Origin of the sequence: Streptomyces sp. A3M-1-3, assembly GCF_024213665.1 — a bacterium.
Taxonomy (GTDB): domain Bacteria; phylum Actinomycetota; class Actinomycetes; order Streptomycetales; family Streptomycetaceae; genus Streptomyces.
The window spans coordinates 18420-34864 of sequence record NZ_JANAVP010000034.1; the positions used below are offsets into that span (position 1 = coordinate 18420).

Annotated in this window: 15 protein-coding genes; 9 read left to right on the forward strand and 6 right to left on the reverse strand. The window is 71.1% G+C overall.

Annotation, left to right across the window (positions count from 1 at the left end; all coding sequences use genetic code 11):
• Positions 1 to 356: 356 nt before the first annotated feature.
• Complete coding sequence (locus NLX86_RS29160) at positions 357 to 3506, forward strand: DNRLRE domain-containing protein (protein WP_254374797.1); 3150 nt, start codon at positions 357 to 359, stop codon at positions 3504 to 3506.
• A gap of 60 nt (positions 3507 to 3566) precedes the next feature.
• Here the strand turns inward: NLX86_RS29160 and NLX86_RS34600 are convergent, their stop codons facing one another.
• Positions 3567 to 3950, reverse strand: a complete 384-nt coding sequence (locus NLX86_RS34600) for a cold-shock protein (protein WP_308409658.1) — start codon at positions 3948 to 3950, stop codon at positions 3567 to 3569.
• A gap of 145 nt (positions 3951 to 4095) precedes the next feature.
• On the opposite strand from NLX86_RS34600, the gene NLX86_RS29170 reads away from it, so the two are divergent.
• Positions 4096 to 4344, forward strand: a complete 249-nt coding sequence (locus NLX86_RS29170; RefSeq protein ID WP_254374798.1) for a hypothetical protein — start codon at positions 4096 to 4098, stop codon at positions 4342 to 4344.
• Here the strand turns inward: NLX86_RS29170 and NLX86_RS29175 are convergent.
• Positions 4323 to 4973: an HAD family hydrolase gene (locus tag NLX86_RS29175; protein ID WP_254374799.1), complete on the reverse strand. Its 651-nt coding sequence runs from the start codon at positions 4971 to 4973 to the stop codon at positions 4323 to 4325. The genes NLX86_RS29170 and NLX86_RS29175 overlap by 22 nt on opposite strands.
• 71 nt (positions 4974 to 5044) lie before the next feature.
• On the opposite strand from NLX86_RS29175, the gene NLX86_RS29180 reads away from it, so the two are divergent.
• The 3 genes from NLX86_RS29180 (at position 5045) to NLX86_RS29190 (ending at position 8147) form a co-directional block, all read left to right on the forward strand.
• Positions 5045 to 6079 (forward strand): iron ABC transporter permease, encoded by a 1035-nt coding sequence (locus tag NLX86_RS29180; RefSeq protein WP_254374800.1) that lies wholly within the window; start codon positions 5045 to 5047, stop codon positions 6077 to 6079.
• An 83-nt stretch (positions 6080 to 6162) separates the two neighbouring features.
• Positions 6163 to 7203 (forward strand): iron ABC transporter permease, encoded by a 1041-nt coding sequence (locus NLX86_RS29185; RefSeq protein ID WP_254374850.1) that lies wholly within the window; start codon positions 6163 to 6165, stop codon positions 7201 to 7203.
• A gap of 41 nt (positions 7204 to 7244) precedes the next feature.
• Positions 7245 to 8147, forward strand: a complete 903-nt coding sequence (locus tag NLX86_RS29190) for an ABC transporter ATP-binding protein (RefSeq protein WP_254374851.1) — start codon at positions 7245 to 7247, stop codon at positions 8145 to 8147.
• Positions 8148 to 8227: 80 nt separating this feature from the next.
• On the opposite strand, the gene NLX86_RS29195 is transcribed toward NLX86_RS29190, so the two are convergent.
• Positions 8228 to 9358, reverse strand: coding sequence for a hypothetical protein (locus NLX86_RS29195; RefSeq protein ID WP_254374801.1), 1131 nt, complete (start codon positions 9356 to 9358; stop codon positions 8228 to 8230).
• A gap of 107 nt (positions 9359 to 9465) precedes the next feature.
• Between NLX86_RS29195 and NLX86_RS29200 the strand changes: the two genes are divergently transcribed.
• Together NLX86_RS29200 and NLX86_RS29205 are read left to right on the forward strand one after the other, a co-directional pair.
• Positions 9466 to 12003 carry a helicase C-terminal domain-containing protein gene (locus tag NLX86_RS29200; RefSeq protein WP_254374802.1) on the forward strand — a complete coding sequence of 846 codons (2538 nt, stop codon included), beginning with the start codon at positions 9466 to 9468 and terminating at the stop codon, positions 12001 to 12003.
• A 102-nt stretch (positions 12004 to 12105) separates the two neighbouring features.
• Positions 12106 to 12600: an MBL fold metallo-hydrolase gene (locus NLX86_RS29205; RefSeq protein WP_254374803.1), complete on the forward strand. Its 495-nt coding sequence runs from the start codon at positions 12106 to 12108 to the stop codon at positions 12598 to 12600.
• Positions 12601 to 12810: 210 nt separating this feature from the next.
• Here NLX86_RS29205 and NLX86_RS29210 read toward each other — a convergent pair whose 3' ends face one another.
• On the reverse strand, positions 12811 to 13317 hold the full coding sequence (locus NLX86_RS29210) for a VanZ family protein (protein WP_374213988.1): 507 nt from the start codon (positions 13315 to 13317) through the stop codon (positions 12811 to 12813).
• 75 nt (positions 13318 to 13392) lie between these two features.
• Between NLX86_RS29210 and NLX86_RS29215 the strand changes: the two genes are divergently transcribed.
• Positions 13393 to 13983 (forward strand): DUF4291 domain-containing protein, encoded by a 591-nt coding sequence (locus tag NLX86_RS29215; RefSeq protein WP_254374804.1) that lies wholly within the window; start codon positions 13393 to 13395, stop codon positions 13981 to 13983.
• 18 nt (positions 13984 to 14001) lie between these two features.
• On the opposite strand, the gene NLX86_RS29220 is transcribed toward NLX86_RS29215, so the two are convergent.
• Positions 14002 to 14418 carry a PIN domain-containing protein gene (locus NLX86_RS29220; RefSeq protein ID WP_254374805.1) on the reverse strand — a complete coding sequence of 139 codons (417 nt, stop codon included), beginning with the start codon at positions 14416 to 14418 and terminating at the stop codon, positions 14002 to 14004.
• Positions 14415 to 14636, reverse strand: coding sequence for a type II toxin-antitoxin system VapB family antitoxin (locus NLX86_RS29225; protein WP_254374806.1), 222 nt, complete (start codon positions 14634 to 14636; stop codon positions 14415 to 14417). The genes NLX86_RS29220 and NLX86_RS29225 overlap by 4 nt, the downstream gene beginning before the upstream one ends.
• 151 nt (positions 14637 to 14787) lie before the next feature.
• On the opposite strand from NLX86_RS29225, the gene NLX86_RS29230 reads away from it, so the two are divergent.
• The gene (locus tag NLX86_RS29230) at positions 14788 to 16434 is read left to right on the forward strand and encodes a DNA repair helicase XPB (RefSeq protein ID WP_254374807.1); all 1647 of its coding nucleotides are present in this window, start codon (positions 14788 to 14790) and stop codon (positions 16432 to 16434) included.
• Positions 16435 to 16445 lie beyond the last annotated feature (11 nt).

Consider the following 16445-nt stretch of genomic DNA (forward strand, 5'->3'; position numbering starts at 1 on the left):
TCCTCATGCTCCGTTCTGTACAGCTGTTGTCCCGAACCTCTGCCAGTGACTGGCACGCATCACCCTTCTAAGGCGCGCCCACGCCCCAGTTGGTTCCCCCTCCCCCTCCTCTGCTCACCACGTGACGAAACCGTGGAGATGAGCCATGCTCTGCTCGCACAAATCTGCGCGGCACGGAGTAGGGAGAACTCCGGGATGCCGCGCCACGGACACCGGTCACCGGTATTTCCGAGGGCAGCTCAGCTTCCAGGCGCCCGAGGGGGGAGAGGAAAGCCATGGACGCCTCGAAGGCTGCGGAAACCACAGCATCGGATGAGGACACGGAGACGAGCGAAACGCCCGTAGGAAAAGGGAAGTTGAAGCGTCGGCGGAAACAGCGGCGCATCGCCGCGCTGGCCGTGCTGCTAGCCGCCGCCGTCGCCATTCCGTTCGGCGTGCAGCAGCTCACGGCCGAGGCGCCGGACCGGGCACCCGCCACCCAGCGGAAGCAGACCACGTCTGTCGACACCGCCGAAGCGGCCAGGCAAGCGAGGCGGACCGGCAAGGACGTCGAGGCGACCGCCGAGCGGACCGCCAACTCCACGACCTGGGTAAAACCCGACGGTCTGCTGCGGACCCGCACCTACAGCGACACGGTCCGCGCAAAGGTCGGCGGCGAGTGGAAGGAGATCGACACTGATCTCCAACGGGTGAAGGGCGGCTACGCGCCCAAGGCGGTCAACGACCCTCTCCTGTTCAGCGCCGGTACCGGCCAGGAGCGTTCCTCTCGCGGCGTGGCGCGTACCGCGCTCACCGCACAAGGCTCCAGTGACTCGTGGAGCGAACTGGTCCGGCTGAACACTGGCGGCCACGAGGTTGTCCTCAGCTGGCCCGGGCCGCTGCCCGCCCCCGTGGTCGACGGCCCGAGGGCGCTGTACGAGAACGTCCGGCCCGGCATCGATCTACTGCTCACCGCCCGCGACAGCGGCTTCTCCCACCTTCTGATCGTCCACAGCCTGCAGGCCGCCGCCGATCCGCTGCTCGGCAAGCTCAAGTACCTGTTGGACTCGCCCGGTCTGACGTTCCGGCTGGACAAGAACTCGCACGCGCTCAGTGCCGTCGACAGCAAGGGTGAGGAGTTCGCCTCCGCGCCCACTCCGTACGCCTGGGACTCCGCGGGCGCGGTGAAGGCCACCGTCGGCGAAGCGCCGGCGGAGCCGACCGCCTCCCCGGTCGCCGGCAGCCCGGCCGCACTGGCCCTGGCGGGCCTGGCGGGTCCGCAGCCCGGCAGCCACGACGCCGTCCTCTCGGCCGCCCTGGCCGAGGACACCCTCACCCTGGGCATGAGCAACAAGCTGCTCACCGACCCTGATACTGTCTACCCGGTCTTCATCGACCCGTCCCTCAAGGGTCGGAAGAAGAACTGGACGCTGCTCTACCAGAAGTACGCAAGTTCCAGTTTCTACAACGGCCAGAACTTCAACGACGGCACCAACGAGGCCCGCGTCGGGTACGAGAACGACTCCGGCGGCCTGTCCCGCTCCGTCTTTACTTTCGAGTACCCGTCCGACGCGCACGGTGCCTCCGTCAAGAGCGCCTACTTCAGGACCTTGCAGACGTATTCGTGGGGATGCGCCTCCCGCCAGTACAACGTGTGGCTCACCGGAGCCATCTCCAGCTCCAGTACCTGGAGCAAGCAGCCTGCCTGGAGCCGGGTCCTCGGCAGTCAGACCAACGGACACGGCTACAAGTCGGGCTCCTGCCCTGATAAATGGGTCGCGACGGACATCAAGTCCGGTGCTCAGGAGGCATCCACCAAGAAGCTGGCCACTCTCACGCTGGGCCTGCGGGCGGCGAGCGAGAGTGACACCGCCGCCTGGAAGAAGTTCATGGCCAATGGGGAGTACTCGCCCTACATCGAGATCACCTACAACCGGCCGCCCGACGAGCCGACCAGCTCGGTGATGAAGACGTCGCCCGGCGGCACGTGCGACACCGCGGCCCCCTACCTGTCCATCGGGAAAAGCGACGTCACCTTCAGCGCTTCCGCCTCCGATGTGGACGGCAACCTCAAGTACCTGCATCTGAAGGTCTGGCGCACCGGCAACTCCGCCGATCCGCTGCACGATGCCGACCACGCCACCAACAGCTCAGGCGCCATGACGGCCTACCGGATGCCGGCTGCCGGCTTCACTCACGGCACTGTCTATTCCTGGTCGGTGTACGCCAAGGACACCGAAGGTGCCATCTCCGCCTGGGGCCCGTCCGGAACTGCCGCGTACTGCCAGTTCACTGTCGACCACAGCGCACCCAACAGCCCCGGCGTCTCTTCCACCGACTTCCCGGAACCGGGTGAGGACGGGGGCACCTGGTCCAGCGTGCGTTTCGGCACCGCCGGCCGGTTCACCTTCTCGCCCGCCGGCTCGGCGGACGTGAAGGAGTACCAGTACAGCTTCAACACCGCCTACAACCTCAAGGCCTATCCCGATGCGAGTAAGGGCGGCACAGCAACCACCGGCGCCGTGAAGCCGCCGCACGCCGGCCCAAGCGTTCTCTACGTGCGCGCCGTCGACTCCTCCGGCAACGTATCCGTGCCTACCAACTACTTGTTCAACGTGACTCCGGGAACCGACCTCGACTCTCCCGGTGATGTCACCGGCGACAAGGTGCCCGATGTCTACACCATCGACCCCGACGGCAAGCTCATGCTGTTCGCCAAGGCCCTCGGCACCGACCCCCTCCACCTCGGCGGCACGCCCGCCGCCTACACCACCGAAACCGGGAAAGCCGCCCCAGTCCCGGACGGCTACTGGACCGGCGCTCTGATCACCCACAACGGCGACTGGCTCCCCGGCGACGGCATCCAGGACCTCGTCGCGCGCATGCCCGACGGCAAGCTCTACCTGTACCCCGGCGACGGATACGGCAGCTTCGACGTGCATGCCCGTATTCACATCCTGCTGCCCAGCGGCTCTCCCGCACCGTCCGCCTTCCGGCAGATCTTGTCCGTCGGTGACATGACCGCCGACGGACGCCCCGACCTGCTCGCCACCACCAGCAACGGCCTCTGGGCGTTCACCGGCTACACCGGTGCGAGCTTCGAGACGTCCAGTCAGCTGACCGGAGAGGACTGGACCCAGCGCGACATCGTCCAGCTCGGCAACATCGCCGGCGACGAAGCACTCGACCTGGTCTACCGGGACAATGCGGCCGGACAGCTCCATCTCCGCCAGGGCAAGAAGGCGGCAAGCGGCGGCACCGACCCGGCATCCATCGCCACCAAGGCCGCCGCTGCCGCCCAGCTCGACACCTACGGCGTCTCCGGATGGTCGCGCACCTCGCTGCCGATCGTCACCGGCACCCCCGACGTCAGCGGGGACGGAGTCCCCGACATCTGGGCGCTGCTCTCCAGCGGTGATGTCCGGGTCTACCCCGGCAGAGCCGCGGGACTCACCAGCACCACGATGTTCCACGTCGTTTCCGGCACGGTGGGCCCCAACTGGGCCGGGCACACGGCCATCGGCTGAGGCAGACCGGTGGGCCGGGGCGGGATCTTTCTCCCGCCCCGGCCCACCGGGATGACTACGTCAGACGTCCAGCTGGTCCGCCACCGCTCGCAGCAGGCCGGCGATCTTCGCGCCGTGGATCTTGTCCGGGTAGCGGCCGCGCTCCAGGCTCGGGGTGATGTTCTCCAGCAGTGTCGTCAGGTCCTGGACGATTGAGGCCAGTTCGTCCGGCTTGCGGCGCTGCGCGGCCGCGACCGAGGGGGCCGGGTCGAGGACCGTGACCGAGAGGGCCTGGTCGCCGCGCTGGCCTGCTACGACGCCGAATTCGACGCGCTGGCCGGGCTTGAGCGAGTCGACCCCGGCAGGGAGCACCGACGAGTGCACGAAGACGTCGCCGCCGTCGTCGCGGGAGAGAAAGCCGAAGCCCTTCTCACTGTTGAACCACTTGACCTTGCCGGTAGGCACGTCTGTCCTCGTCCTTGTGCTCGTTGGGGCTCTGAATAGCACTACAGCGGGTCGCGTGACCCGCCACCACCAAGGCTAATGGTCCAGGGGCTGGTGACAAGACGTTGCTGGGTGGTTCCTACGCGCAGGGAACTACCCTGGTCGGGTGACTAGCGAAACCCGAACGGACAAGGCCGGCGCCGGCGACCGGCTCGTACAGGCCGGCGTGATCGTCTTCTTCATCGGCGCGGTGGCCACTCTGGTCACCGTCGCCCCGCTGTTCCTGGGGACGGAGCCGTTCCCCTCCGTCGCGTACGCGGTGTGCATGCTGATGGGGCTCGGCTTCCTGATCGCCGGAGCCGGGGTGCTCCGTTCCATCGCCGTGCAGCGCCGTCAGGCGCGCGCGGTGGTGTAGCTCCCGGCGTACGAGGCCAGCCACTCCGGAAACTCCGTCAGGTCGGCCAGCAGGACATCCGCGCCCTCGGCGCGCAGCTCCGCCTCGTCGCACGGGCCCGTCGGGACCGCGACCGAGAGCGCTCCGGCCGTACGGGCGCCGCGCACGTCGCCCGTGTGGTCGCCGACGTACACCGTGGCGCCGTGTTCGCGCAGCGCCTCCGCCTTGGCCTCCGCCCACAGCCGGCCGATCACCGCGTCCGGCTCGATGCCGAGATGTGCGAGGTGGAGCTTGGCGTTCGGCTCGTGCTTGGCGGTGACGACGATCGCCCGGCCGCCGAGCGCCTGGACGGCGGCCACGGCTTCGCGGGCGCCGGGCATCGCGGGCGTCGGGGCGATGGCGTGTGTGGGATACATCTCGCGGTAGCGGTCGCCCATTTCCTGGATCAGCTCGTCCTCGAACCAATGTGCCAGCTCCTGTTCGAGCGGCGGACCGAGCCGGGTGATGGCCAGCTCGGCGTCGATGAACGTACCGGTCTCGGCGGAAAGTGCCTGGTAGGCGGCCTTGATGCCGGGGCGGGAATCGATCAGCGTCATGTCGAGGTCGAAGCCGACGGTCAGGGATGTCATGCCGGATGTCATGTCGGCCATTGTGCCGAGTCGGGAAGCGGTACGCGGAACATAGACTTAGCCAAGCCTTACCAGACTTTGAATTGGATCTGATGTCAGCCGCTGCCTCGACTGCCGCCCGCACCAGACGTGATCAAGTGACCTCTCGCATCGGCTGGACCGTTGCCGCCGTCGTGGCCCTGCTGTTGGCCGTACTGCTGAGTCTGGCCGTGGGGGCGAGGCCGATCGCGCCGTCCGCGGTGTTCGACGCGCTGCTGCACGGCGGCCGCAGCGACGCGGCGGAAGTCGTACGGAACCTGCGGGTGCCGCGCACGCTGATCGGTCTGATTGTCGGTGTCGCCCTCGCGCTCGCCGGGACCGTGCTCCAGGGGATCACCCGCAACCCCATCGCAGACCCCGGCATTCTCGGCATCAGCCAGGGCGCGTCGGTGGGGGTGGTGCTGGCCATCGCGTACGCCGGGATCCACACACTGACGGGGTACGTGTGGTTCGCCTTCGCCGGGGCCGCACTGGCGTCGGTGGCCGTGTACGCGATCGCGTCGAGCGGGCGCGGCGGTGCGACGCCGGTCAAACTCGCGCTCGGCGGCGCGGCGATCAACGCGCTGCTGGTGTCCGTGACGATGGCGGTACTGACGACGCGGGCGGCGGCGCTGGACGAGTTCCGGTTCTGGCAGGTCGGATCGGTTGCCGGGCGGGAGGCCGAGGTCGTCGGACAGATCTGGCCGTTCCTGCTGGTCGGCGTGGTGCTGGTGGTGTCGGTCGCCCGCGGCCTGGACGCGCTCGCGCTGGGCGAGGATGTGGCGAAGGGGCTGGGTCAGAATGTCGCGACCGTACGAATCGTCGGCGGCGTGGGCGCCACCGTGCTGACCGGCGTGGGTGTCGCCGCCGCCGGTCCGATCGCTTTCATCGGGCTCGCCGTGCCGCACATCGCCCGCGCGATCGTGGGAAGCGATCACCGGTGGGTGCTGCCGATGGCGGCGATCGTCGGGCCCGTGATGCTGCTGGTCTCGGATGTGATCGGGCGGGTCGTCTTTCCGCCGAGCGAGGTGCCGGCCGGGGTGATGACGGCGCTGATCGGGGTGCCGTTCCTGGTGACGCTGGTCCGCCGGAAGGCGGTGCCGGCGTGACGGCCACGACCGGTACGGGAGCGGGAGCGGGTGCGGCTGCGGCGGGTGCGGCTGCGGCCGCGGCTGACGTTCGGCGGCCGGGCGTGCGGCCCGCCGGCTACAGCCTCGTACGCGCCGGGCGGGCGACCTTCCTCGTCCACCGGCGGGCGGCGCTGGCCGCCGGGGCGCTCGCCCTACTGCTGGCCGCCGTCTGTGTCGCGTACCTCTCCGTCGGCGAATCGTTCGTCGCGCCGGGCGAGGTAGTCAGGGTGATCTTCGGGCAGCCGTCCCCGGACGAGCTGGTCGTCGGCACGCTGCGGCTGCCCCGCATGGTCGTCGGGCTGCTCGTCGGCGCCGCGTTCGGCGTGGCGGGCTCGCTCATCCAGACCGTCGCCCGCAACCCCCTGGCCAGCCCCGACATCATCGGCATCAGTCAGGGCGCGAGCGCGCTGACGGTCGGCGCGATGACGCTGGGCGTCACCTCGTACACCGTGCTGCCGTACCTGTCCGTCGCGGGCGGTCTGGCGGCCGCGGCGCTCGTGTACGTCTTCGCGTGGCGCGGCGGTCTGCACGCCACCCGGTTCGTACTCATCGGCATCGGCTTCGCCATCGCGTTGCGGTCGATCACCCAGCTGTTCCTGACCAAGGGCGACTACCTCGTCGCCCAGCAGGCCCAGATCTGGATGACCGGTTCGCTGAACGGGCGGGGCTGGGACGCCGCGGCACCGCTGGGCTGGGTGCTGCTGGTCCTCGTCCCGGGTGTGCTGTGGGCGGCGCGGGCCCAGCGCACGGTGTCCATGGACGACGACACGGCGACCGCGCTCGGTGTCCGGCTGGGGCGGGTGCGGCTCGGGCTGGTGGTCCTGGGTGTGGTGCTGGCGTCGGTGGCCACGGGGGCGGCGGGCCCGGTGGACTTCGTGGCGCTGCTCGCGCCGCAGATCGCGCGCCGGGTGACCCGTACCGCGCAGATCCCGCTGCTCTGCTCCGCGCTGCTGGGCGCGGTGATCGTGGTGCTGGCCGACCTGCTGGCGCGCAAGCTCTTCGCGCCCACCGAGCTGCCGGTGGGTGTGCTGACGGCGGCGGTGGGCGCCCCGTATCTGATCTGGCTGATCGTGCGCAGCCGTACCGCAGGAGGCAAGGCGTGACCCGGCAAGGCGTGACCGCGGACGGCATGACCCGGCAAGGCATGACCCGGCTGACGGCTGGTGAACTGACCCTCGCGTACGAGGACCGCACGGTCGTGCACGACCTCGACCTGGCCATACCCGATGGCCAGGTGACGGTCATCGTCGGACCCAACGCGTGCGGCAAGTCGACGACGCTGCGGGCGCTCGGGCGGCTGCTGAAGCCGCGGGGCGGGGCGGTGCTGCTGGACGGCACGGAGCTGGCCCGTATCCCCACGCGGAAGATCGCGCAGTCGATCGGACTACTGCCCCAGTCCCCTGTCGCGCCCGAGGCGATCACGGTCGCCGACCTGGTCGCGCGGGGGCGCCAGCCGCACCAGCACTGGTGGCAGCAGTGGTCGGAGGCGGACGAGCGGGCGGTCACGGACGCGATGGAGCGCACGGACGTCGGCGCGCTGGCCGAGCGGTCCGTGGACGAGCTGTCCGGCGGGCAGCGGCAGCGCGTGTGGATCGCGATGGCGCTCGCGCAGGAGACGGATCTGCTGCTGCTGGACGAACCGACGACGTTCCTCGACATCTCGCACCAGGTGGAGGTGCTGGACCTGGTACGCCAGCTGAACCACGAGCGGGGCCGGACGGTCGTCGCGGTGCTCCACGACCTCAACCAGGCGGCGCGGTACGCCCACCACCTGGTCGCGATGAAGGCGGGCCGGATCGTCGCGGAGGGCTGCCCCCGGGACATCGTCACGGCGGATCTCGTACGCGAGGTATTCGGCATGCAGGCGGTGGTAATCCCGGACCCGGTAACGGGCTCGCCCCTGGTAATCCCAGCCAAGCCGTGGTCGCCGAAGGCGACACGGGCGGGGGTAGGGGTAGGGGTAGGGGAGCGTGCGGGGGTCGGGGACGGGGATCAGGCCGGGGACGAGGCCCCGGATGAGTCCGACCCTGCTTCCCTGCCGGGGTAACCGGCCACGGCAGCCCGGACCCCCGGCGGGGGGCGGCGGCGCCCCGGCCCGGGGGCGGGCCGCCGCCCGGGCCGCGCCGACTACCGCCTCCGCGCTCGCCACACCAGGTAGAGCGCGGAGGCGACGGCCGCTGTGCGGACCACTACCGGCCAGACGCCCGAGAACGCCTCGCCCAGCGCTCCCTGTGCGAGCGGCTCGCCCCAGCGGCCCTCGGACCGCCCCCACAGCCAGACGATCCCGCCGACCGCCACCAGCCCCGGCAGCCCGAGCGTCACCCACTTCGCCTCGGCGCGCGACATCGTGCGCGAGGCGTATACGAGGAGCCAGCCGGCGCCCAGCGCGAGCCAGGAGCCGAGGACTGCGCCGCCGACCAGCAGCGCGGCGGCGAGTAGGAGCAGCGGGTTGGCGAGCGGAGCGCGTTGGGCTGCGGACGGTGCGGTGGGGGCGGCAGGCGGCGCCGGCGCGGTACGACGGCGAAGCCGTCGCCGCCACCACCGCCTTCTGGTGCCCGCCGTTCCGCCCCCGGCCACGTCCGCATCCACGTCCGCATCCGCGTCCGCACTCCGGCGCGCGGCTCCGGCGGCGCCATCGCCGTTGCTGGTGCCGATGTCGGCCCCGGCCCGGCGCGCGGCACCGGCTCCGGCCCCTGCGCCCGCGCCCCGGCCTCGGCTACGGCGGCGCCTGGTTCCGGGGGGCGGCTCCGGCGCCTCCGCCCCGTCCTCCGGCGCCTCCGGCGCCGTCGGTGGGCGGAGTATTTCTGGGATTTCCACGCCTCCTACGAAGCCCGGTACCGCGTCGCCCAGCCCGTACGGGCCCGGCTCGATGCGCCACCAGTCCGGTTCGCTGCCCTGCGGGCCCAGCTCGTCCTCCCCCGCCAGGTGCGGCGGCGACGCCGCGGTGCTGGACACCTCGGGCTCCGGGGGCTGCGCCCTGCGGGGGCGCGGAACCGGCTCCGGCGGCGGGACAGGCGTCGGCGCAGCCCCGTCCGCGGCCGCCGCCACCACGATGTCCTCCGGGCTGCCCAGCCGGCCCAGGATGCGGCGCACCGCGGCCGGTGTGTCAGCCGTCTGCGTGGCGCGCTGCTTGTCGATCTCGCCTCGCAGCGTCGACACCAGCCGCATCCGGTCGCCGGAAGGCAGCTGCCGCTGCTGGGCCAGGTCGCCGACCCGGCTCAGATAGTCGTAGACGAGCTGATCGCTCTCGATCCCCACGAAGTCCCCTCCGGTGCGGCCCAGTTGCGGACCACGTGCTACCACGTGCCTCCGACGTTAGCGCCTGGCGCACAGTGGCGCCGCGCACAGCGGCTACCGTGGGTCGGATGGGGACCAGCGAGCGCAACCGGGAGGCGCACGTGCCCGACGTAATTCCCAGTGCGGCGAGCGGCGCGGCGGCAAGCGCCCCGCGGTCCCTCGCCGAAGCCCTGCGCGCCCGCGGCGACGCGTCCCTGGCCGCACTGCTGCGCGCCCGGCCCGACCTGCTCTCCCCCGTCCCGAACGACCTCACCCAGCTCGCCACCCGCGCCGGAACCCGCGCCTCCGTCGTACGCGCCCTGGAGCGGCTGGACCGCTTCACCCTGCAGACCGCCGAAGCGCTCGCGGTGGCCCCGGACCCGCCGCCGTACGCCACCCTCCTCGCCCTGCTCACCGGCGACGAGGGCGACCCTGACACCGAGGCCGGGCTGCCCGCCGCCGTGGCCGACCTGCGCGAACAGGCCCTGCTCTGGGGGCCGGACGACCGGCTGCGCCTGGTGCGGACCGCGCGCGAACTCCTCGCACCGTCCCCCACACACCCCTCCCCGACGGGGCTCGGCCCGACAGTCGCCGAGGCGACCGCCGGCATGTCGCCGGGCCGCATCCAGGAGATCGTGGCCGCCGCCGGACTGCCGCCCACCCACGACTCCGTCTCGGCCGTCACCGCACTGACCGCCCTGTTCACCGACCGCAGCAGGATGTCGGCGCTGCTCGACGAGGCCCCGGCGGAGGTGCACACCGTACTGGGCCGGCTGGTCTGGGGGCCTCCGTACGGCGAGGTGACGGCGAATCCCGCCCCGCCCGTGCGCTGGCTGCGCGACCGCGGGCTGTTGCTGCCCGCCTCCACCCGTACGGTCGTACTCCCCCGGGAAGCCGCCCTGCATCTGCGCGCCGGGCGCGCGCACCGCACGCCGGAGCCGCTGCCGCCGGCCGTCCTCCCCGCGAAGGAACACCGTCCACAGCTTGTGGACGCCAATGCGGCCGGCCAGGCCGTAGGCACGCTCGACGCGGTCGAGGACCTGCTCAAGGAGTGGGACCACGGCGGCCCCGCCGTACTGCGCGCCGGCGGGCTCAGCGTCCGCGACCTGCGGCGGGCGGCGACCGCCCTCGACACGCCGGAGACGGTCACCGCTTTCTGGGCCGAACTGGCGTACGCGGCGGGGCTGCTGGCCTCCGACGGCGAGGCCGACGAGCGGTACGCGCCCACGCCCGCGTACGACGACTGGCTCGCCCTCCCGGTCCAGGACCGCTGGGCCCGCCTCGCCGGCGCCTGGCTCACCGCGACCCGCACCGCCGGCCTGGTCGGCGGCCAGGACTCCAAGGGCCGCACGCTCTCCGCCCTCGGCCCCGACCTGGACCGCTCGGCCGCCCCCGAGGTGCGCCGCCGCGTACTGGATCTGCTGGCCGGCCTGCCCGAGGGTGCCGCGCCGGACCCCGACAGCCTCCTCGCCCGGCTGCGGTGGGAGCGACCCGTGCGGGGCGGCGGCACGGGTGAACTGCGCACCCGTATCGCCCGCTGGACCCTGACCGAGGCGGAACTCCTCGGCGTCACGGGCCGCGGCGCGCTCTCCACCCACGGCCGCGCCCTGCTGTCCCCCGGCCAGGCTTCCGCCACGGCCACCGGCACCGCCCGCCGCCGCCCTTCGGCCTCTGCCGTCGAGACCGCCGCCGCCGCGCTGCTCGCGCCGCACCTGCCCGAGCCCCTCGACCACGTACTGCTCCAGGCCGACCTCACCGCCGTCGCCCCCGGACCGCTGCAACGGCCGCTCGCCGAGACCCTCTCCGTCCTCGCCGACATCGAGTCGAAGGGCGGGGCGACGGTGTACCGGTTCACGCCCGCGTCCGTACGCCGCGCCCTCGACGCCGGCCGGGCAGCCGCCGATCTGCAGGCCTTCCTCAGCGCGCACAGTCGTACCCCCGTTCCGCAGCCGCTCGCGTACCTCATCGACGACGTGGCCCGTCGGCACGGCCACCTGCGCATCGGGTCCGCCTCCGCATACGTCCGCTGCGACGACGACGCGCTGCTGAACGAGATCATGGCGGACAGGCGGTCCCAGCCCCTCGGACTGCGCCGCCTCGCGCCCACCGTGCTGGCCGCCCAGACCGACCCGGCCACCCTCCTCGACGGCCTGCGCGCGCTCGGCTACGCGCCCGCCGCCGAATCCGCCGAGGGCGATGTACTGATCACCCGGCCCGACGCCCGCCGCACCCCGCCCCGCACGCCGCCCGCGCCCGTACCGGAGGGGCCGCCGGTACCCGATGCCACGCTGCTGGGCGCGGCCGTGAAGGCGATCCGCGCGGGCGACCTCGCGTCGACGGTGGTCCGCAGAGAGCCGTTCGCGGCAGCAGCCACGGCCGGCAACGGTGAACTCCCGCGCACCACCTCGGCCGAGACGCTCGCCACCGTCCAGGCCGCGGCCCTCACCGGCTCCGCCGTCTGGATCGGCTACGTCAACGCGGACGGCGCGGCCAGCCAGCGCGTGATCGCGCCGGTGCGCGTCGAGGGCGGGTTCGTCACGGCGTACGACCACACGGCCGACGAGGTACGTACGTATCCGCTGCACCGCATCACGGGAGTGGCGGAACTGGCGGACGACCCCGCCTGAAGGTCCTCGATTCACTCCTGATGCGGGCATGCCAGTCCGCTCGCAGCTCGAGGGCCGCAGATACCCGACAAGGGGTATCTGGTACAAGAGATCCGAGAGCGGTTGTACTGGCTCACCGACGGCAGCTACCAGATGATGTTCCTCGCGACCGGGGCCGGCGTCGTGGTGGTGGACGCACCGCCAACGCTCGGGCACAGCATCCTCCGCGCGATCGCGGAGGTGACCTCCCAGCCGATCACGCACGTCGTGTACTCGCACCACCACGCCGACCACATCGGCGCCGCAGCGATCTACCCGTCCAAGGCCGTCCGCATCGCCCACGGGCGGACGCGTCGCCTCCTGCACGAGGTCCGCGACCCCAACCGGCCGCAGCCGACCCGCGTCTTCTCCGACTCCCTCCGCCTGGAGGTGGGAGACCAGGTTCTCCAGCTCTCCTACAAGGGCCCCAGCCACAGCCCGGACAACATCTTCATCTACGCACCGAGGCAGCGCGTGCTGATGCTCGTCGACATCGTCTTCCCCGGCTGGGTCCCGTTCAAGAACCTCGCGCGCAGCCGGTGGCCCGCGGCCTCCGACAGCGGGCCGAGGATCCGGTAGTCGGCCATGGACAGCTCGCCGGCCCGCCGAAGGCCCCGGTTGACTTCCGCCTCCAGAAGCTGGCTCATGGCGACGTAGCCCTGCCACGCCCGGCGTTCCACGTCATCAAGCCATCGAGGTTCGGTCACCGATGGTGACTATCTCTCTACTGGTTGACACATCAACCCACATCAACCGGGCGAGCGGCACCATGACGACAACTCCTACTGGTTAGGCGCGGGTCTCGCGACGCGGTGCGCGGCGTTTGCTGCGCACCGCGCGCCCGAACCGGCGGCCCAGGAGCACGTACCCGATCAGCGCACCCGTCGTGTTGAGGATCACGTCGTCGACGTCGAAGGCCCGCCCCTGGACGATCGCCCCCTGTGCCAGTTCCACCAGCACCATGACCGCCATGCTGAGGAACACGACGCGCAGCAGGCGTAGATGACGGGGCACCAGCACCGGCAGCAGCACCCCGAAGGGCACACCGAGCAGCAGGTTGCCGCCGACCTGCTTGCACGCGGCGAGGAACGTGTAGTCCTCGGCGTACTTCCGCAGCGAGGCGCCGGGGCGGAGGTTGGTGGTGACCAACTCCTCGGAGGCCGGGGACGGTACGAGGGTCAGCTTCGCGAGCACCCAGGAGAAGGCCACGAGCCCGGCAATAGCCGCCCCGACGGCCAGCACCCGCAGCACGGTCCGGCCCCACGAAGGTCTAGGACTTGCATCAGTCGTCGCCATAGCCCTCCGCTTACCCCGGCCCGCCCACCCCAAAATGACTGGCCCGTACGGAACTCGGGCCCGCACCCTGTCGCCATGGAAGAACCGAAACACCGCATCAGGGCGCTCCACACGCCCACGACGGTCACCGTCTACCAGGCCTACGCCCCACACCTCGGCCTCCCGGCCGCCCGCGACGGCCGCTTCCCCGCCGCCTGGAAGCGGGAGCGGATGACCTGGATCAAGCCGTCGTTCCTGTGGATGATGTACCGCTGTGGGTGGGCCACGAAGGCCGACCAGGAGACCGTCCTGGCGGTCGAGATCACCCGCGAGGGCTTCGATCACGCCCTGCGCCACGCCTGCCTCTCGCACTACGCCCCCGGCCTCCACCCCGACCGGGCCACCTGGCAGCGCGCACTGAAGCACGCCCCGGCCCGCGTCCAGTGGGACCCGGAACGGGACCTCCACCTGAACCCGCTGCCGTACCGCTCGCTGCAGCTGGGACTCGCGGGCGAAACGTCCCGCGCGTACGCCGACGACTGGACGGTGTCGATCACGGACATCACCCCACTGGCCCACGAGATCCACGGCCTGCTGCAGGAGGGAGCGGAGGAAGAGGCCCGAGCGCTGCTCCCTGCGGAGACCCCGTACCCGGCGGGTGACGACTTGCTGACGCACCTGCGCTGATGCGGCCGGGGCCGGGGCTCAGCCGGGGAGGTTGCGGACACTGCGCTCGCGCACGTCTCGTATCGCACGGGCGACCGTCGTGAAGTCGTTGTCGTCGTGGAGCACGATCACGCCGTGGTGGGCGGCGGTGGCGGAGATCAGCAGGTCCATGGCGGAGAGGGCCGTGTGCTCGCCGGACTGAGCGAGCCGGTGCTGCGTGGCTTCGACCCACTGGGGCGCGGACTTGGGGACGGAGACGTCCGGATAGAGGGACGCGAACATGTCCGTCATGAAGTCGTATTCGCGGCGGTCGCGAGCGGATCGCCTGAACTCGGCACGCTGCGGCCAGCAGGAGCCCACAGCTCCGCTGGTAACGGCTTCCTGCCAGGCAGCATGCATCTGCTTGTCGCGCTGCAGCCGCCAGAGGGCGGAGGAGTCGATGAGGTACTGGATCACCGACCGAAGTCCTTCTCCGCCTTGTGCAGACGCTCCCAGGACTCGTAGTCCCAGTTCTGCGCGAGCTGTGCGTAGTACTCGTAAGCTTCGATGCGCTTGTGCCGCTCGGCGAATTCACGCAGCGCCGTGTTCACGGCCTCCTTTTTTGTCCTTATCCCGGAGACCCGCATCGCTTCGGTCAGCGCCTCGTCGTCAAGATCGATCGTTGTCAGGCTCACAACAGCCTCCATATATACGAGAAACACTCGACGTCAACAGATTAGCGCCTGCCCACCCAGGCCGTCCACGAGACCAACCGCCCACCCCCCGCCATGCGGCACACTGGAGGTTTGGCCGTACCGGCCGATCAGTGCGGGAAAGGGCTGAGCGTTGAACGGACCCCTCATCGTCCAGAGTGACAAGACTCTGCTCCTGGAAGTCGACCACGAGCAGGCTGACGCCTGCCGCCGTGCCATCGCGCCCTTCGCCGAGCTGGAGCGCGCGCCCGAGCACATTCATACGTACCGGGTGACGCCTCTCGGCCTGTGGAACGCCCGCGCCGCCGGGCACGATGCCGAGCAGGTCGTGGACGCGCTCGTGGAGTTCTCCCGGTACCCCGTGCCGCACGCGCTGCTCGTGGACGTCGCCGAGACGATGGCCCGGTACGGGCGGCTCACGCTCTCCAAGCACCCCACCCACGGGCTCGTGCTGACCACCACCGACCGGCCCGTCCTCGAGGAGATCCTGCGGTCGAAGAAGGTCCAGCCCCTGGTCGGGGCCCGGATCGACCCGGACACCGTCGCCGTGCATCCCTCCGAGCGCGGTCAGATCAAGCAGACGCTGCTGAGGCTGGGCTGGCCGGCCGAGGACCTCGCCGGGTACGTGGACGGCGAGGCGCACCCCATCGAGCTGGCGGAGAACGGCTGGGCGCTGCGCGCCTACCAGAAGCAGGCCGTCGAAGGGTTCTGGCACGGCGGGTCCGGGGTCGTGGTGCTGCCCTGCGGGGCCGGCAAGACCCTGGTCGGCGCCGGGGCGATGGCGCAGGCCAAGGCGACCACGCTGATCCTGGTCACGAATACCGTGTCCGCCCGGCAGTGGAAGCACGAGCTGGTGAAGCGGACCTCGCTGACCGAGGACGAGATCGGCGAGTACAGCGGTACGCGCAAGGAGATCCGGCCGGTCACGATCGCGACGTACCAGGTCCTGACGACGAAGCGGAAGGGCATCTATCCGCACCTGGAGCTGTTCGACTCCCGCGACTGGGGTCTGATCGTGTACGACGAGGTGCATCTGCTGCCCGCGCCGGTCTTCAAGTTCACGGCCGACCTGCAGGCCCGGCGCCGGCTCGGCCTCACGGCGACGCTCGTACGCGAGGACGGGCGCGAGTCGGACGTCTTCTCGCTCATCGGCCCGAAGCGCTTCGACGCGCCGTGGAAGGAGATCGAGGCGCAGGGTTACATCGCGCCCGCGGACTGTGTCGAGGTGCGGGTCAACCTGACGGAGAGCGAGCGCCTGGCGTACGCGACCGCGGAGACCGAGGAGAAGTACCGCTACTGCGCGACGACCGAGACCAAGCGGAACGTGACGGAGGCCCTGGTCGCCAAGCACCGGGGTGAGCAGACGCTGGTCATCGGGCAGTACATCGACCAGCTGGACGAGCTCGGCGAGCATCTCGACGCCCCGGTCATCAAGGGCGAGACGAGCAACGCGCAGCGCGAGAAGCTCTTCGAGGCGTTCCGGCAGGGCGAGATCAGCGTGCTGGTGGTGTCGAAGGTCGCGAACTTCTCGATCGACCTGCCGGAGGCGACGGTCGCGATCCAGGTGTCGGGCACGTTCGGGTCCCGGCAGGAGGAGGCCCAGCGGCTGGGCCGGGTGCTGCGTCCGAAGGCGGACGGCCACGAGGCCCGGTTCTACTCGGTGGTCGCGCGCGACACGATCGACCAGGACTTCGCGGCGCACCGCCAGCGGTTCCTGGCCGAGCAGGGCTACGCGTACCGGATCGTGGACGCGGACGAACTGCTGGCCGGCGAGCGATGAGTCCGGGGCAG